A 24,756-nucleotide genomic window follows, 5' to 3' on the forward strand; every position below is an offset into this window, starting at 1 on the left:
GGTCACGGTCCTCACCTGCGGCAAACCCATTTTTTTCAGTTTTTTATTGAAGCCACGGGCTTCGATAGCGGTCCCGGCCGCCTTGTAAATCTACGATCCAGGATAAGCCATGAGTACGCAGCAGTCTAAAACCGCAAAAAAAGAGGCCCCGAAGGGCGAACCTACCAAGGAAAAGAGCGCGATTCCGGAAATCAATTCCTCGCGCATCAAGGAAGGCCTGCCCTTCCCGCTTGGCGCCAGCTGGGATGGTCTGGGTGTCAACTTCGCGTTGTTCTCGGCCAATGCAACCAAGGTGGAACTCTGCCTGTTCGACTCGACAGGTGAGGTCGAACTCGAACGCATCGAGCTGCCGGAATACACCGACGAGATCTACCACGGTTATTTGCCCGACGCGCACCCAGGGCTGATCTACGGCTATCGGGTCTATGGGCCTTATGACCCGCAGAACGGTCATCGCTTCAACCACAACAAATTGCTGATCGACCCGTACGCCAAGCAATTGGTCGGCGAGCTGAAATGGTCGGAAGCCTTGTTCGGCTACACCATTGGCCATGAAGACGGCGACCTGAGCTTCGACGAGCGCGACAGCGCGCCGTTCGTGCCCAAAAGCAAGGTCATTGACCCCGCCTATACCTGGGGTCGCGATCAGCGCGTCAGCGTGCCGTGGGACAAGACCATTCTTTATGAGACGCACGTACGCGGCTTTACCATGCGTCATCCTGAAGTTCCGGATGAACTCAAGGGTACCTTCTCCGGCCTGATGGTCGAGCCGGTGATCGAGCACATTCGCAAGCTGGGCGTAACGTCCGTCGAGCTGCTGCCGATTCATGCCTTCGTCAATGACCAGCATCTGCTGCATAAAGGCATGACCAACTATTGGGGCTATAACAGCATTGCCTTCTTTGCTCCGGACCCGCGCTACCTTGCCCACGGCAAGATCGCCGAGTTCAAGGAAATGATCGCGCACATGCACCATGCCGGTCTGGAGGTGATCCTCGATGTGGTCTACAACCACACCGCGGAAGGCAATGAGCTGGGCCCGACCCTGTCCATGCGCGGCATCGACAACGCTTCGTACTATCGCTTGATGCCTGATGACAAACGCTTCTACATCAACGATTCCGGCACCGGCAACACACTCGACCTGAGCCACCCGTGCGTGCTGCAAATGGTTACCGATTCGCTGCGCTATTGGGCGACGGAAATGCACGTCGACGGCTTCCGCTTCGACCTGGCAACCATCCTCGGCCGTTACCACGACGGTTTCGACGAGCGTCACAGCTTCCTCGTCGCCTGCCGTCAGGACCCAGTATTGCGCCAGGTGAAATTGATTGCCGAGCCGTGGGATTGCGGTCCAGGCGGTTATCAGGTGGGCGGTTTTCCACCGGGCTGGATGGAGTGGAACGACAAATTCCGCGACACCGTGCGCGCGTTCTGGAAAGGCGACGAAGCGCAACTGGCTGACTTCGCCGGTCGTATGACCGCTTCGGGCAACATGTTCAATCAGCGCGGCCGTCGTCCACAGGCTTCGGTGAACTTCATCACGGCTCACGATGGCTTCACGCTGCACGACCTGGTGTCGTACAACGACAAGCACAACGAAGCCAACGACGAGAACAACCAGGACGGCAGCAACAACAATCTGTCCTGGAACCATGGCGTTGAAGGCCCGACTGACGATCCGGAAATCAACACGCTGCGCCTGCGGCAGATGCGTAACTTCTTCGCTACGCTGCTGCTGGCCCAAGGCACGCCGATGGTGGTCGCCGGTGACGAGTTCGCCCGCACCCAGCACGGCAACAACAACGCCTATTGTCAGGACAGTGAAATTGGCTGGGTCAATTGGGACCTGGACGAAGACGGCAAAGCGCTGCTCAAGTTCGTCAAACGCTTGATCAAACTGCGTCAGACTTATCCGATCCTGCGTCGTAGCCGCTTCCTGGTAGGCGATTACAACGAAGAAATCGGCGTCAAGGATGTGACCTGGCTGTCTCCGGACGGCAGCGAAATGGGTATCGACCAATGGGAAGACGCCAATGCCCGTTGCCTGGGCATGCTGATGGATGGCCGCGCACAGGAAACCGGTATTCGTCGCCCAGGAGCGGACGCAACGCTGCTGCTGGTGGTCAACTCGCACCACGACGGGGTCAATTTCACCCTGCCGCAAGTACCGGAAGGCGCTCACTGGACCTGCCTGCTCGACACCAATCAGCCGGATGCACGCTTGAAGGAAGAGTTTGTATTCGGTGCTGAGTACACGGTCACAGCGCGCTCCCTGCTGCTGTTCGAATTGCAGCGCGACGAGCAGCCATGAGCCAGGCGCTGAGCGAGTTTCTCGATTGGCGCAGGCACGGCTATGCCGATACGCGTGCGCTGGGCGAGTGCTTGCAGGCGCTGGTGAATGAACGGCTGGATCAGCTGCCCTTTCCTGCCGGCGGTCAGACACTTGAACGCTGGCAGGCATTGGCCTGTGTGGCCGGGCACGACCTTGGGTTGTGCAAATTGTTCGAAGGTCACACGGATGCTCTGGCGATCATGCACGAGCTTCAGGCTCCACTGCCCGAAATGGGCAGCACCTGGGGCATGTGGGCTGCCGAACCGCCTCAGGCCCGGGTCAATGTTCGTCATGACGCGGGTTCGCTGGTACTCAACGGCCGCAAGGCCTGGTGTTCCGGCGCGGTGGTACTGAGTCACGCACTGATCACGACCTGGGACGAGCAGGATCGCCAGCAATTGGTGGCGGTCAAGCTCGATCAGGCGGGCGTCACCGTCAGCAATGACGGCTGGCGTGCCATTGGGATGGGCGCTACCGGCAGCGTGGAAGTGCTGTTCGAGAATGCTCAGGCCATGGCGGTCGGTGAACCCGGTGCCTATCTGGGCCGGCCCGGATTCTGGCAAGGCGGCATCGGTATTGCCGCTTGCTGGTACGGCGCATCCCGCGCGATTGCCCAGCGCTTGCTGCAACAGGCAATCAAACAGGATGAGCCGCATGCTCTGGCGCATCTGGGTGCGGTAGATGTTGCACTGCACAGCGCGTCAACAGTGCTTCAAACAGCAGCTGTCAGCCTCGATGCAAACCCGCAAGACGATGTCGAGCTGTTGGCTCGGCGTTGTCGTGCGGCTATCGAGCACAGCGCTGAACAGATTATTTTCCATGTGGGTCGCGCAATGGGGGCTGGCCCCTATTGCAAGGACGCGCATTTCGCCCGGTTGATCGCAGATCTGCCGGTATTTCTGCGCCAGAGTCACGCGGAACGGGACCTGGCGGCATTGGGCCAACTCACCGCCCGCGCTGTCTCTGTCCCGCCAACACGGAAGTGGCTGCTATGAAAGGCAATCCAATCGTCGGCAGCGGCACCTCGCTGCAAGCCTGGAATAACTCGCAAAAACTGGCTCAATTGCCAGTGATCACGGTCGATGCGCTGGTGCCGGTCAATTCCCGTGCAGTCATCATTGCGCCGCATCCGGATGACGAAATTCTCGGTTGCGGTGGCCTTATGCGTCAGCTTGCCCACCTGGATCGCCAGTTGAAGCTGATTTCCATCACCGACGGCAGTGGCAGCCATCCTGGCTCGCAAGCGTGGACGACGGAGCGTCTGAGTGTTATTCGCCCTCAGGAAAGTGCCGAAGCGTTGCGGCGCCTGGATATCCCGTTGCAAAGTTTGCAATGGATTCGTGGCGGGTTCAGCGACAGCGCAGTTGCTGAGCAGGAAGACGAGCTGGTGGCATTTCTTGAGCGCTACCTGCGGCCCACCGACGTGGTATTTGCGACCTGGGCTATGGACGGGCATACCGATCATGAAGCCGTTGGCCGCGCCAGTGCTCGTGCTGCCGCCGCAGTGGGCGCGCAATTTCATGAGGTGCCCATCTGGGCCTGGCATTGGGCCGAGCCCGAAGATGACCGCCTACCATGGGATCGGGCGCGCAAAATCCTTCTCGACCCGATGACCACCGCGCGCAAGCGTCATGCAGCGCATGCCTTCGCCAGCCAGCTTGAGGGCGATCCACTGATCGGCCTGCCGCCGGTTCTACCGCCTTCGGTGCTGGAACGGTTGATGCGGCCCTTTGAAGTGGTGTTCCTGTGAATCGTCGATCTTCCAGTGTCGATGACCGTTACTTCGACGCACTGTTTAACGGCAACAACGATCCCTGGGCGTTCAAACAGCGCTGGTATGAACGCCGCAAGCGCGCTTTGACGCTGGCGGCTCTGCCCAGGGAACGCTATCAACGGATTTTTGAGCCCGGCTGCGCCAATGGCGAACTCAGCGCGGATCTGGCCACTCGGTGTGAGCGTCTGGTCTGTTGCGACACCTGCCTGCCAGCGGTCGAGTTGGCGCGGGAACGCCTGGCCGGTTTCAGCCATGCGAGCGTGATGCATGGCCGCCTGCCGCAACAGTGGCCGGAAGGTCAATTCGATCTGATCGTATTCAGCGAGCTGGGTTACTACCTCGATGAGCGCGACCTGCAACTCTGGATTGATCGCGCGTTGCAGTCGCTGACTCAAGACGGCGAACTGCTCGCCTGCCACTGGCGAGCGCATATCGACGGGTGTCCGATGAACGCCGAGCAGGTGCATGGCGTCCTTCAGGAGCGTCTGGGCATGCACCGGGTGTTTAGCCATCAGGAGACGGATTTCCTCCTCGACCTATGGAGCCGGGGCCCAACGTCGGTCGCACAACAGGAGAATCTTCGATGATCGGCGTACTGATTCCAGTGCATAACGAGGAGCAATTGCTGGGCGCGTGCCTGGAAACCGTGCTGCAGGCTGGCCAGCACCCAGCCCTCGCCGGTGAACAGGTGGTGGTGCTCGCGGTGCTCGACAGTTGCTCCGATGCCTCGGCCGAGATTGCTCGCGGTTATCCGGTCGCCATCCTTGAAGTGCTGGCGCGCAACGTCGGCCAGACCCGCGCGGCCGGCGCGCAGTATTTATTGGATCTTGGGGCGCGCTGGATTGCTTGTACCGATGGCGACAGCACCGTTGCCGAAGACTGGCTGGTCGAGCAGTTGGCGCTGGATGCCGATGCGGTGTGCGGCACCGTCACTCCGGGCCAGTGGGACAAGGATATTCCTGAACATGCACAAATCCGCTACCAACAGCATTATCAGCATCGCGACGATCATCGACATATCCACGGCGCCAATCTGGGCGTCAGTGCCGCAGCGTACCTGCGCGCGGGTGGATTTCCGCCGCTGGCCTGTCACGAAGATATACAGCTGATTCGCCAACTGGAGATGAGCGGTGCACATATCGCCTGGAGTTGCCGTCCGCGTGTGACCACCAGCACTCGACTCAACGCGCGTGCCCAAGGTGGCTTTGGCGACTACTTGCGAACCTTGAGCAGCAGCCCCGCTTGAGCCCGTATTCTTACTGCTGATGCGCAGTCTGCATCCCGGTGTGCGCCAGTTCAGGCATACCCAGCACCTCTTCGAAAAAGCGCACGGCCTCGGCACTCAGGTTGCGATGGATATCTTCCCGATTCACGCCTTCTCGATCAGTGCAAACGATCGGCATGGTCGCTCGCTGTTCGTCGGTGCAAGGCGCCATGAACACAAAGTGCCCTGCCCCGGCCAATAGCTTGTAATCCGGGGTTTGCGGCAACTTGCGCGCCAGGGCATCCGCGTTCATGTCGATGGCCAGCAACTCGTCGCCGTCGCCACTGTACATCAATACGGGCACATGAACCTCGCCCAGGGTGGTGCGGCCGAACATCAGGCTGAGCGGCGCCATCAGCATCAGTGCGCCAACCCGGGGATCGGCCTGCGGGCTCAGATCATCACGGTCGGCAAGCAGCTCGCCCTGGGTCTTGCAGGCGTCGCGGTCCTGCGGGCGCTCCACGCAGTATTTGCGCAGACGCTGCAGGTCCGGTTGCGCGCCAGCGAGAATCAAGGCGGTTTCACCTCCGGCCGAATAACCGATGACGCCAACCTGATTGGCACTCAGGTAAGGCGCAAGCATGGGGTCAAGCAGCGCGGCACTGATCGCTTCGGAGACTTGTAACGGTCGCCCATACAGGTTGCTCAGGCTGCCAAGGCGGCTGTGATCGAGATAATTGTCTCCGGGATGGATCACCGCGACGACGACAAAACCCTGACGAGCCAGCGACGTTGCCAGATCGTGCAGCGCCAGCGGTGTGCCGGTATTGCCGTGAGAGAGCATCAGAAGTGGAAAACGGCCCATTGCGATGTGCGCGTCCTGCGCGGCTTCAATGGTGTAGCCCTGGACCTTGCTCACCTGCTCCTCGTCGGTGGAGGGATAAAAGGCGATGGCGTGCATCGGCTGCGAGTCCAGTGGATCGGGGAAATCGATCTGATGAAAGCCGACGCTCCAGGTTTCGGCAGCCTGCACCTGCACCGAAACCAAGCCGTTGAACAAACAAATCAGCAGCAGTGCACACAGACGCACCATGACAACGCCCTACCTTGGTTCTGCAACGACCCACGCCCGGTGGCGTATCTACGAATAAGAGTCGCTTTGGATGAAATAGTGCATAAGGCGGGCCAACTAAATGGAAATAAACCTTGAGGCGCAAATAACCGCGCAGCGACCCGGTTTATTGCCCAACAAAAAACCCCAAGGCCCGATATGAGCGTTGGGGTTTTTTCAGTACAGCAATCCGGATCAGGCGACTGCGAACAGTTCTTCAGCAATCAGTTTCCGGGCGCTGCTGATAGCGTTGGCGCGTGGCTCGTCGCCGTACGCCAGGCCATGAGCGAATACGAACTTGATATCGGTGATACCGATAAAACCGAACAGCAGACGCAGGAAGTCTTCATGGCCGACGCTGCTCGGCTGACCTTGATGCAGGCCGCCTGCTGTGGAGACGATGATCACCTGCTTACCGCCGCACAGACCTTCAGGGCCGGTTTCGGTGTAGCGGAAAGTACGGCCGGCGACGCTGATGCGATCGATCCAGGCCTTGAGCTGGCTTGGAATGGTGAAGTTGTACATCGGTGCGCCGATGACTACGACGTCAGCGGCGAGAAATTCCTGCAGCGTGGCTTCATTGCCATCCACTTCCTGTTTCTGCGCAGCATCACGGCCTTCCAGCGGTGTACCGGCGGCAGCGAGGCTCGAAGCGGAAAAGTGGCCCAGTGCATCACTGGCCAGGTCGCGATAAGTCACCACGGCGCCGGACTCGGCGGACTGGAACGCTTCAACAACGGCGCGGCTGAGCTGACGCGAAGCGGAGTGATCGCCGAGGATGCTGGAATCGATGTGCAAAAGTTTCATAACGTGCTTCCCAAGTGGAGAATCGCCGCTTGGCGATCAAGTGGGATAATCCTACAGCGCAAACCAATGGCTGATTAGTCGGCATAAATGCGATAGTTTGTCCCACCTATAGAACAATCGGTACACCCATGCAGGATCTCAACGATCTTTATTACTTCGTCAAAGTGGTCGAAGCCGGCGGCTTCGCTGCCGCCGGACGCCAATTGGGGATTCCAAAGTCGCGCTTGTCACGGCGAATTGCCGAGCTGGAAACTCGTCTGAATGCCAGCCTGCTGCAACGCACCACCCGCAAACTGGCGCTTACCGCAGTTGGCGAGCGCTATTTGAGCCATTGCCAGGCAATGCTGCTGGAAGCGGAAATGGCCGATGAAGCGGTGGCTTCCCTGTCTGCCGAGCCTCGCGGGCGATTACGGGTTTCCTGCCCCGTCGGCATGGTTCACTGGAACCTGTCTTCGGTGATCGATGAGTTTCTCTTGCGGCACCCGCAGGTCCAGCTTGAGCTGCTGCTGGTCAATCGGCGAGTCGATCTGGTCAACGAAGCCATCGATGTGGCGCTGCGCGTGCGCGATATCGGTGATGAAGATCCAAGCCTGATTGTTCGCCAGTTGTCGCCAGCGCATGTAGCGCTGGTCGCTGCTCCTGCGCTCCTGGATGGCAATGCCATTCACACCCCGGCGGATCTGGCAAGCCTGCCGGTTCTGGGCGCTGTCGAGGCAGACCGTAAGGTTCACTTCCGACTGCAACACCTGGACGGCCAACGCGTCGACATTGCGCTGGAACCACGCCTGGTCGTCGATGATTTTCCGATTCGCAAAAGCGCTGCGTTACGCGGACTGGGTATTACGATGTTGCCCATGATGAATTGCCACAAGGAGCTGGCCAACGGGCAGTTGATCCGGTTGCTGCCAGACTGGTCGCTCCCCGGAGGTAATCTCCAGGCCGCCTACACTCAGCGCCGTGGCATGCTGCCTGCCGTTCGGGCCTGGATCGATCACGTCACTGCCTCCTTCACTCAAGACCAAGGCTGCACTTGAACACGCCTACGCCGGAGATCATTTATGCAGATAGAACAAGTCGCGCAATTTTGCCTGCAGCTGCCAGGCGCTCGCGAAGATTACAAATGGGGTGGTACGCGAGTGTTCTCGATAGCCGAGAAGAAGATGTTCGCGGTAATGGACCTTGCTGGCCAAGGCCTGTCGTTCAAGGTCGCGCCGGAGCTGTTCCTGGGATACGTCGACCGCCCGGGCATTCGCCCGGCGCCCTATCTGGCCAGGGCCTATTGGATCAGCGTGGCGGTGCCCTACTCCATCAGCGACGCGGAGCTGAAGGACTTACTGACCCGCTCGCACCAGTTGGTGGTGAGTCGCCTGCCCAAGCGCCTGCAAGTCGCGCTGAAGCTCTGATCGCGGCTCAGTAAAAGTGCCGGGCCAAAAAATTACCGCCGAGGAATACCCGATCGATCCACACCACCTGATGCAGCAGGATGATCAGCCAGAACACCAGCTGGTAACTCACCTTGCGCGTCTTGTGCCGGAACACCTGCTGCGCCAATAAGGCACCCGGCCAGCCACCCAGCAGCTCGGCGCCATGCAGGACCTTCTCGGGTGTACGCCAGCCATCCAGCCGGGCCTGACGTTTGTCGCGCCAATACAGGCCAAACGTCAGCAGGCTCATGCCCAGATAAACCGCCGAGGGCAGCCATGAACCCTGCAGCAGCATGGACAAGGCGCCGAAAAACGGCACGGCACACACCAGGATCAGAATGATCAACTTGAGTTTCGGGAACTGCATGGAACGCTTGCCCCGAGCGGCTTCGGCGTTGCTCCTGTTTCCTGCCTGATTACGCTCTTGCATTGTGTTTTTCAGCCTTTGACCGAGGTCCAGTCCACCCAACCGAACTGCCAGGTGGCAAGAATCAGCAGACCGAAAGCGATTCGGTACCAGGCGAATACTGCATAGCTGTGGCTGGCGATGAATCTCAGCAACCCACGCACGGCGATCATGGCGAAGATAAACGAGGTGATAAACCCGATGGCAAACACCGGAAAATCATCCGGGCGGAACAGGTCGCGGTACTTGTAAGCCGAATACACCGCAGCGCCGACCATGGTCGGCATCGCCAGAAAGAACGAGAACTCGGTGGCGGTCTTGCGCGACAAGCCGAACAACAGGCCGCCGATAATCGTCGATCCAGAGCGTGAAGTGCCTGGAATCATCGCCAGACATTGGGCCAGCCCGACTTTCAAGGCGTCGACCCAGGTCATTTCGTCAACGCTATAGGCCCGAATCACATGCTCCCTGCGTTCAGCCCACAGCATGATCACGCCGCCTATCACCAGCGCCGTGGCGACAGTGATGGGGTTGAACAGGTATTCGTGAATCAGATCCGCAAAAATAACCCCCAGCACCACGGCCGGCAGGAATGCGATAAACAGATTGAGCGTGAAACGCTGGGCATCGCGCTGTTTGGGCAAACCGATGACCACATCAAGAATCTTGCGCCGAAACTCCCAGACCACCGCCAGGATCGCGCCGAGCTGAATGATGATGTTGAACGCCATGGCGCGCTCACCACCGAAGTCGATCAAGTCAGCGACAATGATCTGATGTCCAGTGCTGGAAATGGGCAGAAACTCTGTCAAACCCTCCACTACCCCGAGAATCAATGCCTGCGCGGCGGTCCAAAGATCCATCATTCCCCCAGTGAAGCAATGCTCGAAGCAGGCCTCTAAAAATTGTTGAATTCAATTCGGTCGCGAATATGCCCGGTGCAATGTGAAAACCCCGTAAAAACCGGAGCTTGGCGTTGATCCCGGTGCAAGGCGTGGCGATGCTAGCAGACCTTGTGGGGGCTGCGCTTGCATTGAAGATTGACGCACAAGCGTTGACGTTCTGCGGCCCAATGTGTGACCGGCTCTATGGCTAGCGCATTCCCGGCCTGCGATCCGCATGCGACGAAGCAAACGCTGCCTGATCGGTCGATATCCGCTTACAATCCCCCGCGTTTTTCTTCACCGCCAAGGAGTACCCATGTCCCCTATTGAACTGTTCGCCGCAGCCCTGGGCGTAATCGCTGTCTGGCTGACGGTCAAACAGAACGCATGGTGCTGGCCTATCGGCTTGGTGATGGTATTGATCTACAGCTGGATTTTTTATGACATCAAGCTGTACTCCAACGTACTGCTGCAAGTGATCTATGCCGCGTTGCAAGTCTACGGCTGGCTGCAATGGACCCGACGCGGCCCGACACGGGAAGTTCGAGCGATCACCTGGCTGCCATTGGGCACCGTTTTCATTGGCCTGGGACTGGGTGTGATCGTAAGTCTGGTGCTGGGCGGGCTGATGGCAAACTTCACCGACGCAGCACAACCCTGGCTCGACGCGGCGCTGACGGGTTTTAGCCTGGTGGCTCAGGTCTGGATGGCACAAAAGCGCGTGCAGTGCTGGCCACTGTGGATTGCGATTGATGTCATTTTTGTCGGGTTGTTCGTTTACAAAGAGCTGTACGTGACCGCTGCGCTCTACGGCATGTTCCTGCTGTTGGCAATCCAGGGCTGGCGCGAATGGCATCGCATTCCGACGCTTGCTCAATGAAGGTTCTGGTGCTTGCCGGCCCGGAATCCAGTGGCAAAAGCTGGCTGGCCAGCGAAATCCAGCGGCATTTTGGCGGCGTGGTGGTTGACGAGTACGTCCGCGACTTTATTGATCAGCAGCAACGCGACACGGTGTACACCGATATCCCGGCAATCGCTCAAGGACAGCTGGATCGAGAAGACGCCGCCCGCGCTACCGCCTGCGCGCTGGTCATTCTCGACACGCACTTGCTGAGCAACATACTTTGGAGTCATGCGTTGTTTGGGGATTGTCCGGCCTGGGTCGAGCAGCAATTACTGCAACGCCATTACGACCTGCATTTGTTGCTGGCACCCGAAGGGGTCGACTGGATCAGTGACGGCCAACGCTGTCAGCCAGAACTTGCGTCACGCCAGACGTTCTTTTCAGCCAGTCAGCACTGGCTGGAAGCCCATCAGCAGCCGTACGAAGTCATCAGCGGGGATTGGATCAAGCGGCGGATACAGGCTTTCGCTGCTGTTCGGGGACTGCTCGCTGGCGACTGACTGCCCGGCGTAAATACCCCAACGCATCATCGAATCTGGTGTTTGTGCAGCAATCGGTAAAACGTCGGACGTGACACCCCCAAAACCTTGGCCGCAACGCTGAGGTTATCACTATGGCGGGTCAGCACATCACACAGTGCCTGACGCTCGGCCCGGGACTTGTATTCATCCAGGGTGCCCATGCTGGTGGCGACGTCTTCTTCACCCAGCAACCCGAGATCAGATGCTTCAATCTGGCGACCTTCCGCCAGGACCAGGCCGCGCCGCACCCGATTTGCCAGTTCCCGCACATTTCCCGGCCAGTCATGCTTGCCCATCGCGATCAATGCGTCCTGACTGAAGTTACGCGCTCGACGTCCGGTTTCCTGACTGTAGAAATGTGCGAAATGGTTGGCTAACAAGGCCAGGTCGCCATGCCGCTCACGTAACGGCGCCGTACCGACTTGCAGAACGTTGAGCCGATAGTACAAGTCTTCGCGAAAACGCTTTTTGCGAATGGCGGCCTCAAGGTCGACATGCGTGGCCGCCAGCACCCGGATATCAACCGGAATCGGCTCGCTGCCGCCGATACGCTCGATATGCCGGTCTTGCAGAAACCGCAGCAGGTTGGCTTGCAGATCCATAGGCAGATCGCCTATCTCATCGAGAAATAACGTTCCGCCATCAGCAGCTTCAATCTGGCCAATCTTGCGCTCATGAGCACCTTCGAATGCTCCTTGCTCGTAGCCGAACAATTCCGCGTGAATCAGATGCTCCGGAATAGCGCCGCAATTGATCGCAACGAAGGGTTTGTGTCGGCGATGCGACTGCATATGCAAAGTGCGTGCGACCAGTTCTTTGCCGGTCCCGCTTTCACCACGAATCAGCACCGGTGATTCAGTGGGTGCCAGTTTGCTCAACAATCTGCGCAATTCGCGAATTGGTCGACTTTCACCGAGCATCTCGTGCTCCTGGCCCGACACATAGGTGCTGCCCTGAGACCGCAACCGCGCCATGCCGAATGCACGGCCCAAGGTCACTTGCATACGGGCGACATCAAAAGGCAGCGTATGAAAATCAAAAAACCATTCACACACGAAGTCGCCGATCTTCTCCCGGCGTAGATCATCAGGTGTAAGCACAGCGATCCACTCGGTGTGGCTGCGGGTAATCAGCTCCTTGACCAACTCGGGGTGGTCGAAGTGATAAGGCATCAAGCGAATCAGGCCCACATCACAGCTGCGGCCGATGGCAGACTCCAGAGTGCTGCTATCGACGTCCCAGCCTGCAGCGCGCAGGACGGGGATAAGCTGGTGACAGTCATCGCATGGATCAACAATTAATAGACGTCGCTGTGGTGCCGATTCATGCATAAGAATTCCCTGGCGCCTTGATTCCAAAATTAATGAAGAAAGTTTTTTATAAACAGACAGTTGGCGAGCACGATCCTTACATTAGCAAAAATTTGACACGCACTTGTACCGTTTAACTATAAGGCTAAGATCGAAATGTAATTAGGCGACTAACCGGGTGGATTTTCATTAATGAGACGGTTCGCCAATAGGCTTAGTTGCCCGTTAGTTCGCGCTGACAGCTTGTCTGGAGGCTGCGAAATACGTGGCACCTGTAAAAAAATCAAAAAATATAGGCGCGTGATGTGACTCAACCCCGGTCAATTGGCATCAACACAAGTAACCAGCCGAACGGTATGCCCACCGACGGCGACGAACTTGATACGGGCCATTTGAGGAATAGATCATGAACGCCCCATTGCGCTTCAACGATGCACTGCTGATCGCTGGACACGCCTTCGAACCCTTCAAGTGCGTGGCGTGGGCGCCACAAGACGGTAACGGCGAACTGAGTCTGAGCGTCATCGACCGGACCAGCACCCGCATTGGTCACAGCCAGATTCCACGCAGTGCCTATTCGGACCCTGCGCAACTGGCGAGCATGCTTGAACATGCGCGCGCCGCTATCAGCAATGAAGGTTATCGACTTGAGCCGTGGACCATGCCGGCTTGAATGAAAGCTGAGTTAAAGGTCGGCGTCAGCGAGGCTTTCAATATGCCGATAGTCGACCCCGAGCCGGGCAGCCAATTGCTCGGCGCGACCCAGGCGGATCGGTCCGCACTCGATATCGATCAACAAGCCTGGGCAACTGAATGTTACCAGCGCCGCTTGATCCTTTACCCGGCCATCCGTCATGACCAGCAATCGATGCTGCTCTGCCGGATAGCGCTTTTGCCGCAAGGCTAGCCACTGGGCAGCCTGATCAAACGCGGCAAACAACGGCGTGCCACCGCCTGCCCCGAGGCTGTCCAGCCAGGGTTGCAGCGCTTTCGAAGCCTTCAGACCCTGGTGTTGCCAGCGGGGCGCACTTCCAGTGGCAGTCAGCAGCGCCAGTCGTACCCGGCGGCGATAAGCATCATCGAACACTTGAGCGAGCACACCTTTAGCGAGGCTCAACGCCTGATGACGTCGCGTGGAAGCCGAGGCGTCGACGATGATCAACCACATTTCACCGGATTGACTGCTGCGCGGCTGACGCACCAGATCGCTGCGCAGTTGAGGCCGCCCACGCAACAAAGTGGGAACCCAGGCAATGTGTCCGTCGCCAGCGTTGCGTGGCGCACCGCTTTTTCCTCCTTTCAGCAGTCCAGGGCGAGGATTGGCATCCGCCCCCAAGGTTGCGCGGGAGCGGATGCCTAAGGCTTTTTTGGCCAGCTCGGTACGTCGCGCCGAGTGCCTACAGGCATTGGCTGCGGCGCAAGCTCACCCCAACTGCCCTGGCCCTGTTCTTTTTCTGAAGCCTCTTGCGGGTTTGGCTGCCGGGTCTGCGGTGCCGGGCTCTGCGCCTCGGACGGCGGGAGATGTCGGCGCCGATGACGCAAGGCGAACTCGGCAACGGCATCAATATCCTGCTCTTCTATGACGCCATCGCCACGCCATGCCGCGTGGGCACGGGCCGCTCTGAGCCAGACCAGATCGGCGCGCATGCCGTCGACGCCAGCGGCGAAACAGCGCTCGGTGATGGTCTGCAGCGCCTGATCGTCCAGGGCGATGCTGTCCAGCAACTGGCGCGCCTGCTCACAGCGTTGGCGTAGTGCGTCCTGCTGAGTTTGCCACTGCGCGCAGAACCCCTGAGGATCACTGTCAAAATCCAGTCGGCGACGAATGATTTGCCCGCGCTCGACCGGCAAAGTTTGCCCGCTCAACGCGACATTCAGGCCAAAGCGGTCCAGCAGTTGCGGGCGTAGCTCGCCTTCCTCAGGGTTCATCGTGCCAATTAATACAAAACGCGCGGGATGGCGATGGGAAATGCCGTCCCGCTCCACCAGATTGATACCGCTGGCGGCGACGTCCAGCAGCAGGTCGACCAAGTGATCCGGCAGCAGGTTTACCTCATCGACATACAGAACCCCGCCGTCGGCTTTGGCCAGCACTCCCGGGGAAAACTGCGCGCGGCCCTCGCTCAGCGCCGCGTCCAGGTCCAGCGTACCCACCAGACGCTCTTCAGTGGTTCCCAGTGGCAAGGTAACAAATTGTCCGCTGGCGAGCAGGTCAGCCAGCCCGCGGGCCAGGGTCGACTTGGCCATACCGCGCGGCCCTTCGATGAGCACGCCGCCAATCCTTGGGTCGATGGCCGTCAGGCACAGGGCCAGTTTCAGATCATCGGAGCCCACTACCGCCGCCAGTGGGAAATGAGGAGTTTCGCTCATGGTCGTCTCGTGCACCGTCATCAGTTTTCTTCTATGTCCAGCAACAGGGTTTCCAGCGCCTCACGATAATCACCGGGTTCTTGCCAAAGGCCGCGCTGCTGGGCTTCAAGCATACGTTCGGTCATATCGCGCAAAGCGTCAGGGTTGTGTTGCTGGATGAAATCACGGGTCGATGGATCCAGCAGATAGGCGTCGGCCAGCATTGCGTATTGGTGATCGTCGATCAGTTCGGTGGTGGCATCGAAGGCGAAGAGGAAGTCCACTGTCGCGGCCATTTCGAATGCGCCTTTGTAACCGTGGCGTTTAACCCCGTCGATCCATTTCGGATTGGCCGCACGGGAGCGTATCACTCGATTCAGTTCTTCCTTGAGCGTGCGAATCTTCGGCAGATCCGGCTGGCTGTGATCGCCGTGATAGCTGGCGGTCTTAGTCCCGCTCAGGCTTTCTGCAGCGGCGAGCATCCCGCCCTGAAACTGGTAATAGTCATTGGAGTCGAGCAAGTCATGCTCGCGATTGTCCTGGTTTTGCAGAACTGCCTGGACCTGCGACAAGCGCTGAGCGAAACGTTCCCGGGCCGGAGTGCCTTCGTCGCCACCGCCATAAGCGTAGCCGCCCCAATTCAGGTAGACCTCGGCCAGATCGTCGCGGCTCTGCCACAAGCGCCCATCAATGGCGCCCTGCACGCCCGCGCCATAAGCCCCCGGCTTGGCACCGAAGATTCGCCAGCCCGCCTGTCGTGCTGCATCTTCCTTAGCCATCCCGGTGCTTTCAAGAGCAGCGCGCTCCTGGCGAACCTTGGCCGCCAGCGGGTTCATGTCATCCGGTTCATCCAGATCCGCCACCGCTTGCACCGCAGCGTCAAAGAGCCGAATCAGGTTGGAGAACGCATCGCGGAAAAACCCCGACACCCGCAGCGTGACATCCACTCGCGGCCGATCCAGCAGACTCAACGGCAGAATCTCGAAATCATCGACTCGCTGGCTGCCCGTCGCCCAGACCGGACGCACGCCCATCAGCGCCATGGCCTGAGCGATATCGTCACCGCCAGTACGCATCGTGGCGGTGCCCCAGACTGAAAGACCAAGTTGATGTAAATGATCACCATTGTCTTGCAAGTGCCTTTCCAGCAACAAGTTTGCCGACTGGAAGCCGATACGCCAGGCCGTGGTGGTTGGCAGGTTGCGCACATCCACGGAGAAAAAATTGCGCCCGGTCGGCAACACATCCAGACGCCCACGACTTGGCGCACCGCTGGGGCCGGCGGGGACAAAACGCCCATTCAAGGCGTCCAGCAACCCCTGGATTTCTCCGGGTCCGCAAGCATCCAGGCGCGGCGCAACAACTTCGCGTAGATTATCAACAATCAAATTCAACTCGTTGTTAACAATCGATATTTTTCCATCACAACCTGCAACCGCTTGCGCTATCAACCAGGCAGCGTAGAGCTCAAGCCGCTCCCGAGTATCCCCCGCCGTTCGCCAGGGGTCCGAGCTGACTTCAAGTAAAACCTGAGGTTTAGGCCCCTCCCAGGGCTGCGCCAGTTCGCAGTCCAAAGGATCAAAACCCAGCTCGAACGCTTTGCTCAACACTCGCAACAGACTGGCTTGCGCACCTCGTCCGTCACCGCGCGGAATACGCAGCAGAGCCAGCAACGTATCGATACGCAGACGCCCGCTCGGAGATTCGCCGAAGATATGCAGACCGTCGCGAATCTGCGATTCCTTCAGATCGCACAAATAGGTGTCCAGACGCGGCAGCCAGGTTGCGGTGTCGCTGTCATTGACCGACTCAAGTGCGAGCTCACGATCGATATGGGTCTTGCGCACCAGCTTGAGGATGTCGCGCTGCAGCTCAAGGGCGCGGCGCGGGTCGAGCAGCTGGGCGTCGTAGTATTCGTCGGCGAGCAATTCAAGGTCACGCAACGGCCCGTATGTCTCGGCGCGGGTCAGTGGCGGCATCAAGTGATCGATAATGACCGCCTGGGTGCGCCGCTTAGCCTGCGCGCCCTCGCCCGGATCGTTGACGATAAACGGATAGATATTCGGCATCGCGCCCAGCGCCACATCTGGCCAGCAACTTTCGGACAAACCAACGCCTTTGCCCGGCAACCACTCCAGATTGCCGTGTTTGCCCACATGAATCAGCGCATTAGCGCCATAGACGTTGCGCAACCAGAAGTAGAACGCCAGGTAGCCATGGGGCGGCACCAGGTCCGGGTCGTGATAGACCGCGCTATGGTCCACCTGATAACCCCGGGCTGGCTGGATGCCGATGAAGGTCAGGCCGAAGCGCAACCCGGCTATCATCATCCGCCCGGCGCGGAACATCGGATCAGCGTCCGGCGCACCCCAGCGGGCGTTGACCGCCTCCCGATTGGCCACTGGCATTGCATTGAAGGCGGCAAGGTATTCATCCAGCGCCATGCTTTGCTGGCACGGGCGTAAATCCAGACTGTCCAGATCATTGGTGACCCCGCCAAGCAGTTGCTGGATCAACGCAGTGCCGGACTCAGGCAGGGGCGAAAGTGGATAACCTTCACCCTGCATGGCGCGCAGAATGTTCAGCGCCGCCGCTGGAGTATCGAGGCCTACGCCGTTGCCAATGCGCCCGTCACGGGTCGGGTAATTGGCCAGGATCAAGGCAACGCGTTTGTCGGCGTTGGGCAAGCGCGCCAGCAGAATCCAGCGCCGCGCCAGTTCGGCGACAAAGTCCATCCGTTCCGGTTGAGCGCGGTAGCAGACCACGTCCGACTGGCTGCGCTCACTGTGCCAGGCCAGATCCTTGAAGCTGATCGGCCGACTGATGATTCGTCCATCCAGTTCCGGCAAGGCAATGTGCATCGCCAGATCCCGGGCACCCAGGCCTTGTTCGCTCGCGCGCCAGCCAGGTTCGTTGTCCTGCGCGCAGATCGCCTGAATAACCGGGATATTGCGGCGAAACGGCCTTAGGTGCGGCGCTTCCGGACTGGACTGGGCAAAGCCGGTGGTATTGAGGATCAACTCAGCCTCAACCTCATCCAGCCAGTCTTCCACCAGTGTTATACAGCCCGCTTCTTTAAGACTGGCCACCGCAATCGGCAGCGGATTCAAACCCTGCGCCTGCAAGCGCAGACAAAACTCATCAATAAAGGCGGTATTGGCCGCCTGCAGATGGGAGCGATAAAACAGCAACGCCACAACCGGTTGCCCAGCTTGCCAGTCGGCCTGCCAATCATTGAGTTCAGCACGGGGCTTGTTCGGGTGATAGATCGTCGTGCGCGGCAAGGGCTGTGGTTCGGACCACGAGTAATCGCGCCCCAGCCAGCCGCTCGCCAGACAGCGATAGAGTTCCTGGGCGTTGTGCATGCCGCCCTGACGCAAGAACTGCCAAAGACGCTGGCAGTCCTCGGCGGCGACAGTGCTCAGATCGGTCAGCTCCGGGTCCGCGTTGTCGCAACCCGGCACCAGAATGACCTGCACCCCTCGCCCGGCCAGCTCGATCAGCCGCTCGACGCCGTAGCGCCAGTAGCCGATGCCGCCATGCAAGGAAATGAGGATGACTTTCGCGTGGCGCAGCACTTGGTCGACATAAAGGTCAACCGAGGCGTGATTCTGCACCTGCATCGGATTGGCCAGACGCAGGCTCGGGTAGTCGTCGGGTAACTGCTGCGCAGCTTCGGCGAGCAAGGCCAGGCTTGAGTCGCCGCTACAGAGAATCACCAGCTCGGCGGGGGTTTGGCCCAGGTCGGCGATGCTGTCGTCCGGCACGAAACCACCGGGCTGGGTTCTCAGTAGGTGCATGGGTCAGCCAGCAACCGCAGCACGCAGTTGTGCTTCAAGTACCGCTGCGTCCAGTTTCTGGCCAATCAACACCAGGTTGGTTGCGCGCTCTTCGTCAACGCCCCAGGCGCGGTCGAAATGCTTGTCGAAGCGCGTGCCGACGCCTTGAATCAGCAAGCGCATTGGCTTGCCGGGAATGGCCGCAAACCCCTTGACGCGCAAGACGCCATGTTCGACAACCAGCCGAGTCAGCGCATCGAGCAGCGCACTTTCATCGGCCTGTGGCAGCTTGATCGAAATCGAGTCGAAAGCGTCATGATCATGATCGTCATGATCGTCGCCTTCGTGGTGATCGTGGTGAGTTTTCCGGGCGTCGATATGCAGTTCCGATTCAGCCCCCAGACCCAGCAATACGCTGATTGGCAACCGGCCGCTGCTGGCTTCGATGACCTTGACCGCCGGCGGCAACTCTTCGGACACCTCGGCACGCACGGCAGCCAGACCTGCGGCGTCGATCATGTCGGCTTTGTTGAGGATGACGAGGTCGGCACTGGCCAGTTGGTCGGCAAACAACTCGTGCAGTGGCGATTCGTGGTCCAGATTCGGATCAAGCTTGCGCTGGGCATCGACCTGATCAGGAAATGCCGCGAAGGTGCCAGCCAGCACTGCCGGGCTGTCGACCACGGTAATCACGGCATCCACGGTGCAGGCGTTGCGGATTTCCGGCCATTGGAAGGCTTGTACCAGTGGCTTGGGCAATGCCAGGCCGGAGGTTTCGATGAGGATGTGATCAAGATCGCCACGACGCGCCACCAGTTCGCGCATCACAGGGAAGAATTCTTCCTGGACGGTGCAGCACAAGCAACCGTTGGCCAGCTCGTAAACCCTGCCGTTGGCTTCTTCTTCGGTGCAGCCGATGGTGCATTGCTTGAGGATTTCGCCATCGATGCCCAGCTCGCCGAATTCGTTGACGATTACCGCGATGCGGCGGCCTTCGGCGTTGTCGAGCATATGGCGCAACAGCGTGGTTTTACCCGAGCCCAAAAAGCCGGTAACGATGGTGACGGGAAGTTTGGCCAGTGTTTTCATCAGGTGCCCTTTGGCAAAGCGGCGGGCAAACAGGACGAAAATCCGGTGATCAGCCACAGGACTGGATTCGCCACCGGATCACCCCGCCCGGTTGTAGTGAGAATTTGCAGGGCAAGATGCCCAGGTCGAGGCAGGTCTCCTGGCTTGCGGTTACGGGTGAACTTCCACCTGCAATTCATGGCGCCTTCCCGCTTGTCGCAGTGGCTGTGCAATGAACCTGACCGCTTACAGTTGCGGGGGCAGCCGCGGCATTGACCGCGTTCCCATCTTAGCTGTGCGCTTTCCGGCTGCAGGGCAGCGGGTGCAGGGCACAGAACCTCGAACCGGCAAGGCTACGCAGTGACCATCGACAGGTCAATCACCAGCCAGCGCCCGACGCGAACTGATTGACGTTCAGCGCCAGCCCATGCTCTCCTGTACGCCTTGTTCGGGTGCCCTTCACAGGGTGAAACGGGAAACCGGTGCGTTCAGGCCTCATGGCTTGTGCAAGTCCGGCGCTGCCCCCGCAACGGTAAGCGAGTGAAGAGTCAGATCCACTGTGGCCGGCAACGGCATGGGAAGGCGGCTTTTTCAGGTTGAGCAATCAGCCCCTCGCAAGCCCGGAGACCGGCCCGACATGAAACTTCTGACAAACCCGCGGTGGGCGGGCGCTGTTGATCTCTGCTGACGCCTGTCAGCGGAGTTCCCGTGCGTTCCCCTCACCTTGCCGACATCCAAGAGGGAAGCGCCATGTCGATCAGTACAACCAGTCATTCCGCCAGTACGACCACTGCCACCCAGACTCAACGCCTGACCGCCGCGCTCAGCGCTGCCATTCTCGGCGCGTGCCTGGTGTACTTTGCCGGTTTCTCGCACATCGACGCCGTGCACAATGCCGCGCATGACACCCGCCACAGCTCTGCCTTTCCTTGCCATTGAGACTGATGCCATGTTCAAGCGAATTGCTCAAACGGCGGGTTTCACCGGCCTGATTGCCGCGCTGTTTCTGACCCTGCTGCAAAGCTTCTGGGTCGTGCCGCTGATTCTGCAAGCCGAAACCTACGAGAACGCTCCGACCGAACAGGTTCACGAGCACGCCGAAAACGCCCCGACCGGTCATGTGCACAACGAAGAAGCCTGGTCTCCGCAGGATGGCTGGCAGCGCATTCTGTCCACTACCGGTGGCAATCTGGTAGTCGCGGTAGGCTTCGCGCTGATGCTGGCCGGCCTTTATACCTTGCGTGCTCCGGGCAAAACCTCCCAAGGCGTACTGTGGGGATTGGCCGGTTTTGCGGTGTTCACCCTCGCGCCGACCCTTGGCCTGCCGCCAGAACTGCCGGGCACTGCTGCAGCGGACCTGACCCAACGGCAAATCTGGTGGATCGGCACCGCAGCGTCCACCGCCGTCGCGCTCGCCTTGATCGTGTTTGGCAAGAACTGGCTGCTTAAAGTGTTGGGCGTGGCGATTCTGGTCGTGCCGCATATCATCGGCGCGCCACAACCGCCCGTGCATGAAAGCCTGGCGCCTGAGGCACTTGAGTCGCAATTCAAGATCGCCTCGCTGCTGACCAACGCGCTGTTCTGGATTGCCATGGGCGTGATCAGCGCCTGGCTGTTCCGCCGTAACAACACCGACCTTGATCAAGCCTGATCAATTGCGGCCGACGCTGGTGGCCGGGCTCGGCTGCCAACGCGGATGTTCCGCTGGCGTAATGCTTGAGTTAATCGAACACAGCCTTCGCGGTCATGACCTTGAGTTGCAAGACCTCAGCGCCCTCGCCTCCATCGACCTGAAAAGCGACGAGCCTGGGTTGCTGGAGCTGGCTCTGCGGCTTCGCTTACCGCTGACAGTCTTCAGCGCACAACAACTCAACGCCTATGAAGCGCAATTGACGCATCGTTCGTTGACCACCTTCGAGCACACCGGCTGTTATGGGGTTGCGGAGAGCGCAGCATTAGCGTTGGCCAACCGATCAGGTCCTGCACGCTTGCTTATCCCACGGGTCAATAATCGGCAGGCAACATTTGCCTTGGCCAGCACCCTGCTCGATAGCCGATAATCCCGCCTCTCACGCCGCTTTCACTCAAGAATCTGGAGTTTCCATGACCGTTTTTTTCATCGGCGCAGGCCCTGGCGATCCGGAGTTGATCACGGTCAAGGGGCAACGTCTGATCCGTAGTTGTCCGGTGATCATCTATGCGGGATCGCTGGTGCCAACGGCGGTGCTGGACGGTCATAACGCCGTGCAGATCAGCAATAGTGCCGAATTGCATCTCGAACAGATCATCGCCTTGATGAAATCCGCTCATGAACAGGGCCAGGATGTCGCTCGCGTGCATTCAGGCGACCCAAGCCTGTATGGCGCCATTGGCGAGCAGATCCGTCATTTACGCGAATCGAACATTCCGTTCGAGATCATTCCCGGCGTTACCGCCACCGCTGCGTGCGCCGCCCTGCTAGGCGCTGAGCTGACGCTGCCGGACATCTCGCAGAGCGTGATTCTCACCCGTTTCGCCGACAAGACCACGATGCCGCCCGGCGAAGAGCTGGCGAGCCTGGCGCAGCATCGCGCCACCATGGCGATTCACTTGGGGGTCAACAATCTGCACAAGATCGTTGCCGAACTGCTGCCCCATTACGGCAGTGACTGCCCGATTGCCGTGGTGCATCGCGCCAGCTGGCCGGATCAGGACTGGGCCCTGGGCACGCTGGCGGACATCGAGGACAAGGTGCGTGTTAAAGGCTTTCGGCGTACGGCGCTGATTCTGGTGGGACGCGTTCTGGCGGACGATAGCTTTGGGGAGTCGTCGCTGTATCGTGCGGGACATGCGCATTTGTTCAGGCCGTGAAACGGCAGCCACAAAAAACCCCGAACGCGTCGGGGTTTTGTGGGTATTGAAAACCGCTTAGTAGTAAGCGTTCTCTTTCTGGGTGTGGTCGGTGACATCACGCACACCGCTCAGCTCGGGAATACGTTCGAGCAAGGTGCGCTCGATGCCTTCCTTGAGCGTCACATCGGCCTGACCGCAACCCTGGCAACCGCCACCGAATTGCAGCACAGCGATGTTCTTGTCTTCTTCTTCGACGACGTCGATCAGTGTCACCTGGCCGCCGTGGCTGGCAAGACCGGGATTGATCTCGGTTTGCAGGTAATAGCTGATGCGCTCGTTGATCGGGCTGTCGGCATTGACCATGGGTACTTTGGCGTTTGGCGCCTTGATGGTCAGCTGGCCGCCCATGCGGTCTGTGGCGTAATCGACGACGGCATCGTCGAGAAACGCTTCGCTGAAGTTATCGATCCAGGCCGTGAAGCTTTTCAGGCCAATGGCCTTGTCTTCCGGTTTCTCTTCGCCCGGCTTGCAATAAGCAATGCAGGTCTCAGCGTATTGGGTGCCAGGTTGGGTAATAAACACGCGGATGCCGATGCCCGGGGTGTTCTGCTTTTCGAGCAGATCGGCCAGATAGTCGTGGGCAGCATCGGTAATAATGATAGCGGTCATGAAAATTCCTCGCAGACGTGCCGGCAGTTTACGCCAATCGGCGGCGTCATACAAAGTCCTAGTGTTTTTGTCGGAAAAGAGCAGGTCGGGGAAGAGCCGGTCGCAAATGCGCCGGCCAGGAAAGAGCCAATCAGGAAAGAACTTGCGCGGCGTCAGCGCTGCGGCGCTTGTCCAGCCAGCCTTTCATACGGCGATACAGGCCTTTTTCCAGCCATTCATAACTGCCCCACGCGCCCAAACCGATGACGGGCACGCATACCGCGAACACCAGATACGGATTCAGGGCGAAATGCTCGGCCGCCAGCCAGCCGGCATACAGCACCAACACATGCAGCAGATACACCGAATACGAGCAATCTCCGAGAACCTTGAGCAGCCGGTTACCCCGGAAACATGGCTCCAGGGAAATGCACGACAAAACAATCAACGCGCTGGGCACGCCCCAATTAAGCAAGCGCTCCGCTGGAGTCAGGTGGTAGATCGCGACCAGAGCGGCGGCGATGCCGAGCAGTGGCAACCAGACCCCTTCTTTGATCCAGCCCTTGCGATAGATGATCCCGATGCCGATACCCAGCAGAAACTCATAGACGATGTCATTGCCGTAGAAGCGGCTGATCAGCCCGGAGCGCGCCAGCACTTCGCTGACGGCAAACAGCGCGGCGGCAACGATCAGCGGACGATGGCGTTGCTGAAACAGAAACACCGTCGAAAACAACAGGTAGAACAGCATTTCATAGTTCAGCGTCCAGCCGACATTCAGCGTGGGATACAGCCCATAGCCGCCGGGATTTTCAGAGGGAATGAACAGCAACGACAGCAGGAAATTCTGCCAGCTGATGACCTGATGGGGCAGCAAAGGCGCGGCGAAAACCAGAAGCAGCCCCATTACGGCGGTGTAAAACCAGTAGGCAGGAACGATGCGGATAATCCGGTTAAGCATGAAACGACTGGCTGGCATGTCGGTATTTTGTGTCGAAAGAAAAATCACCAGCCCGCTGATGACGAAAAAAATGTCGACACCTACAGCACCTTTGGCAACGAAAAACTGACCTATCGGGCCCGAGGCATGGAAGTCGAAAAAAATCTGCATGAAGTGATGACACACCACTGCCCATGCGGCGAGTGCCCGCAAGGCTTGAACCGAAATCAACATCTATAAACAACCTCTGTCGCCTGACTTTTGAATCGCAGCCCGGGAAGGCAAACGAGAAGCGCGCCTCCGGACACTCGTGGAGTCGGACCACGTTTTCGAGGAAAAGATCAGAGAAACTGACTAAAGGGGGTAAATCAAAAGATGGCCGCAAGCCATGTTCCATAAGGCCTTCGCTCAAATTTCCCCTTGTGAGCGGGCTCCGCAGAGGTCATGAGCAGCCCTGCAA

The 24,756-nt window shown here is 59.1% G+C and carries 25 protein-coding genes and 2 riboswitches; of the genes, 14 read left to right on the top strand and 11 right to left on the bottom strand.

The window, feature by feature from the left end; genetic code table 11:
• Positions 1–109: 109 nt before the first annotated feature.
• From glgX to ACP7E4_RS00680, 5 genes are read left to right on the top strand one after another with little or no spacing between them, the layout of a single operon-like run.
• Positions 110–2,314: a glycogen debranching protein GlgX gene (gene glgX, locus ACP7E4_RS00660; RefSeq protein WP_426110700.1), complete on the top strand. Its 2,205-nt coding sequence runs from the start codon at positions 110–112 to the stop codon at positions 2,312–2,314.
• Complete coding sequence (locus ACP7E4_RS00665; RefSeq protein ID WP_426110702.1) at positions 2,311–3,330, top strand: acyl-CoA dehydrogenase family protein; 1,020 nt, start codon at positions 2,311–2,313, stop codon at positions 3,328–3,330. The genes glgX and ACP7E4_RS00665 overlap by 4 nt, the downstream gene beginning before the upstream one ends.
• Positions 3,327–4,085: a PIG-L deacetylase family protein gene (locus tag ACP7E4_RS00670; RefSeq protein ID WP_426110704.1), complete on the top strand. Its 759-nt coding sequence runs from the start codon at positions 3,327–3,329 to the stop codon at positions 4,083–4,085. The genes ACP7E4_RS00665 and ACP7E4_RS00670 overlap by 4 nt, the downstream gene beginning before the upstream one ends.
• Positions 4,082–4,696 (top strand): SAM-dependent methyltransferase, encoded by a 615-nt coding sequence (locus tag ACP7E4_RS00675; protein ID WP_426110706.1) that lies wholly within the window; start codon positions 4,082–4,084, stop codon positions 4,694–4,696. The genes ACP7E4_RS00670 and ACP7E4_RS00675 overlap by 4 nt, the downstream gene beginning before the upstream one ends.
• Positions 4,693–5,355, top strand: a complete 663-nt coding sequence (locus tag ACP7E4_RS00680; protein WP_426110708.1) for a glycosyltransferase — start codon at positions 4,693–4,695, stop codon at positions 5,353–5,355. The genes ACP7E4_RS00675 and ACP7E4_RS00680 overlap by 4 nt, the downstream gene beginning before the upstream one ends.
• 10 nt (positions 5,356–5,365) lie before the next feature.
• On the opposite strand, the gene ACP7E4_RS00685 is transcribed toward ACP7E4_RS00680, so the two are convergent.
• Together ACP7E4_RS00685 and ACP7E4_RS00690 are read right to left on the bottom strand one after the other, a co-directional pair.
• Complete coding sequence (locus ACP7E4_RS00685) at positions 5,366–6,406, bottom strand: alpha/beta hydrolase family protein (RefSeq protein WP_426110710.1); 1,041 nt, start codon at positions 6,404–6,406, stop codon at positions 5,366–5,368.
• Between the two features lie 213 nt (positions 6,407–6,619).
• A complete protein-coding gene (locus tag ACP7E4_RS00690; RefSeq protein WP_426110712.1) occupies positions 6,620–7,231 on the bottom strand; it encodes an FMN-dependent NADH-azoreductase in 612 nt (203 codons plus the stop codon).
• 128 nt (positions 7,232–7,359) lie between these two features.
• Here ACP7E4_RS00690 and ACP7E4_RS00695 point away from each other — a divergent pair, with 128 nt between their 5' ends.
• On the top strand, positions 7,360–8,265 hold the full coding sequence (locus ACP7E4_RS00695) for a LysR substrate-binding domain-containing protein (RefSeq protein WP_426110714.1): 906 nt from the start codon (positions 7,360–7,362) through the stop codon (positions 8,263–8,265).
• Between the two features lie 24 nt (positions 8,266–8,289).
• Positions 8,290–8,634 (top strand): MmcQ/YjbR family DNA-binding protein, encoded by a 345-nt coding sequence (locus ACP7E4_RS00700; protein ID WP_426110716.1) that lies wholly within the window; start codon positions 8,290–8,292, stop codon positions 8,632–8,634.
• Between the two features lie 7 nt (positions 8,635–8,641).
• On the opposite strand, the gene ACP7E4_RS00705 is transcribed toward ACP7E4_RS00700, so the two are convergent.
• Both ACP7E4_RS00705 and ACP7E4_RS00710 read right to left on the bottom strand, forming a co-directional pair.
• Positions 8,642–9,085 carry a DUF1294 domain-containing protein gene (locus tag ACP7E4_RS00705; protein ID WP_426110718.1) on the bottom strand — a complete coding sequence of 148 codons (444 nt, stop codon included), beginning with the start codon at positions 9,083–9,085 and terminating at the stop codon, positions 8,642–8,644.
• Between the two features lie 8 nt (positions 9,086–9,093).
• Positions 9,094–9,924 (bottom strand): undecaprenyl-diphosphate phosphatase, encoded by an 831-nt coding sequence (locus ACP7E4_RS00710; protein ID WP_426110720.1) that lies wholly within the window; start codon positions 9,922–9,924, stop codon positions 9,094–9,096.
• A 337-nt stretch (positions 9,925–10,261) separates the two neighbouring features.
• On the opposite strand from ACP7E4_RS00710, the gene pnuC reads away from it, so the two are divergent.
• Both pnuC and ACP7E4_RS00720 read left to right on the top strand, forming a co-directional pair.
• Positions 10,262–10,825 (top strand): nicotinamide riboside transporter PnuC, encoded by a 564-nt coding sequence (pnuC, locus tag ACP7E4_RS00715; protein ID WP_426110721.1) that lies wholly within the window; start codon positions 10,262–10,264, stop codon positions 10,823–10,825.
• Positions 10,822–11,349: an AAA family ATPase gene (locus ACP7E4_RS00720; protein WP_426110723.1), complete on the top strand. Its 528-nt coding sequence runs from the start codon at positions 10,822–10,824 to the stop codon at positions 11,347–11,349. Before pnuC ends, ACP7E4_RS00720 begins: the two co-directional genes overlap by 4 nt.
• Positions 11,350–11,375: 26 nt before the next feature.
• Here ACP7E4_RS00720 and ACP7E4_RS00725 read toward each other — a convergent pair whose 3' ends face one another.
• Positions 11,376–12,701: a sigma 54-interacting transcriptional regulator gene (locus tag ACP7E4_RS00725; protein ID WP_426110725.1), complete on the bottom strand. Its 1,326-nt coding sequence runs from the start codon at positions 12,699–12,701 to the stop codon at positions 11,376–11,378.
• A 385-nt stretch (positions 12,702–13,086) separates the two neighbouring features.
• Here ACP7E4_RS00725 and ACP7E4_RS00730 point away from each other — a divergent pair, with 385 nt between their 5' ends.
• Positions 13,087–13,353 carry a hypothetical protein gene (locus ACP7E4_RS00730; protein ID WP_426110727.1) on the top strand — a complete coding sequence of 89 codons (267 nt, stop codon included), beginning with the start codon at positions 13,087–13,089 and terminating at the stop codon, positions 13,351–13,353.
• Positions 13,354–13,365: 12 nt separating this feature from the next.
• On the opposite strand, the gene ACP7E4_RS00735 is transcribed toward ACP7E4_RS00730, so the two are convergent.
• The 4 genes from ACP7E4_RS00735 to cobW are packed head-to-tail and all read right to left on the bottom strand — an operon-like array spanning position 13,366 to position 19,897.
• Positions 13,366–14,016: a vWA domain-containing protein gene (locus ACP7E4_RS00735; RefSeq protein WP_426110729.1), complete on the bottom strand. Its 651-nt coding sequence runs from the start codon at positions 14,014–14,016 to the stop codon at positions 13,366–13,368.
• 20 nt (positions 14,017–14,036) lie between these two features.
• Entirely contained in the window at positions 14,037–15,050 is a 1,014-nt protein-coding gene (locus ACP7E4_RS00740) for an ATP-binding protein (RefSeq protein ID WP_426110731.1), read from the bottom strand.
• A 20-nt stretch (positions 15,051–15,070) separates the two neighbouring features.
• Complete coding sequence (gene cobN / locus ACP7E4_RS00745; RefSeq protein ID WP_426110733.1) at positions 15,071–18,829, bottom strand: cobaltochelatase subunit CobN; 3,759 nt, start codon at positions 18,827–18,829, stop codon at positions 15,071–15,073.
• Positions 18,830–18,832: 3 nt separating this feature from the next.
• Positions 18,833–19,897, bottom strand: coding sequence for a cobalamin biosynthesis protein CobW (gene cobW, locus ACP7E4_RS00750; RefSeq protein WP_426111483.1), 1,065 nt, complete (start codon positions 19,895–19,897; stop codon positions 18,833–18,835).
• A gap of 112 nt (positions 19,898–20,009) precedes the next feature.
• Positions 20,010–20,233: riboswitch (cobalamin riboswitch) on the bottom strand.
• Positions 20,234–20,309: 76 nt separating this feature from the next.
• Positions 20,310–20,526, top strand: a riboswitch (cobalamin riboswitch).
• Between the two features lie 100 nt (positions 20,527–20,626).
• On the opposite strand from cobW, the gene ACP7E4_RS00755 reads away from it, so the two are divergent.
• From ACP7E4_RS00755 to cobM, 4 genes are read left to right on the top strand one after another with little or no spacing between them, the layout of a single operon-like run.
• Positions 20,627–20,815: a CbtB domain-containing protein gene (locus tag ACP7E4_RS00755; protein ID WP_426110735.1), complete on the top strand. Its 189-nt coding sequence runs from the start codon at positions 20,627–20,629 to the stop codon at positions 20,813–20,815.
• A 10-nt stretch (positions 20,816–20,825) separates the two neighbouring features.
• On the top strand, positions 20,826–21,527 hold the full coding sequence (locus ACP7E4_RS00760) for a CbtA family protein (RefSeq protein ID WP_426110737.1): 702 nt from the start codon (positions 20,826–20,828) through the stop codon (positions 21,525–21,527).
• A complete protein-coding gene (locus ACP7E4_RS00765) occupies positions 21,517–21,936 on the top strand; it encodes a cobalamin biosynthesis protein (protein ID WP_426111485.1) in 420 nt (139 codons plus the stop codon). Before ACP7E4_RS00760 ends, ACP7E4_RS00765 begins: the two co-directional genes overlap by 11 nt.
• 43 nt (positions 21,937–21,979) lie before the next feature.
• The gene (gene cobM, locus ACP7E4_RS00770; protein ID WP_426110739.1) at positions 21,980–22,726 is read left to right on the top strand and encodes a precorrin-4 C(11)-methyltransferase; all 747 of its coding nucleotides are present in this window, start codon (positions 21,980–21,982) and stop codon (positions 22,724–22,726) included.
• Between the two features lie 57 nt (positions 22,727–22,783).
• Here the strand turns inward: cobM and nfuA are convergent, their stop codons facing one another.
• Together nfuA and ACP7E4_RS00780 are read right to left on the bottom strand one after the other, a co-directional pair.
• The gene (gene nfuA / locus ACP7E4_RS00775; protein WP_426110741.1) at positions 22,784–23,377 is read right to left on the bottom strand and encodes a Fe-S biogenesis protein NfuA; all 594 of its coding nucleotides are present in this window, start codon (positions 23,375–23,377) and stop codon (positions 22,784–22,786) included.
• A gap of 130 nt (positions 23,378–23,507) precedes the next feature.
• Positions 23,508–24,530: an acyltransferase family protein gene (locus ACP7E4_RS00780; protein ID WP_426110743.1), complete on the bottom strand. Its 1,023-nt coding sequence runs from the start codon at positions 24,528–24,530 to the stop codon at positions 23,508–23,510.
• Positions 24,531–24,756: the final 226 nt, after the last annotated feature.

Source organism: Pseudomonas sp. DSP3-2-3 (assembly GCF_049898225.1).
GTDB lineage: Bacteria > Pseudomonadota > Gammaproteobacteria > Pseudomonadales > Pseudomonadaceae > Aquipseudomonas.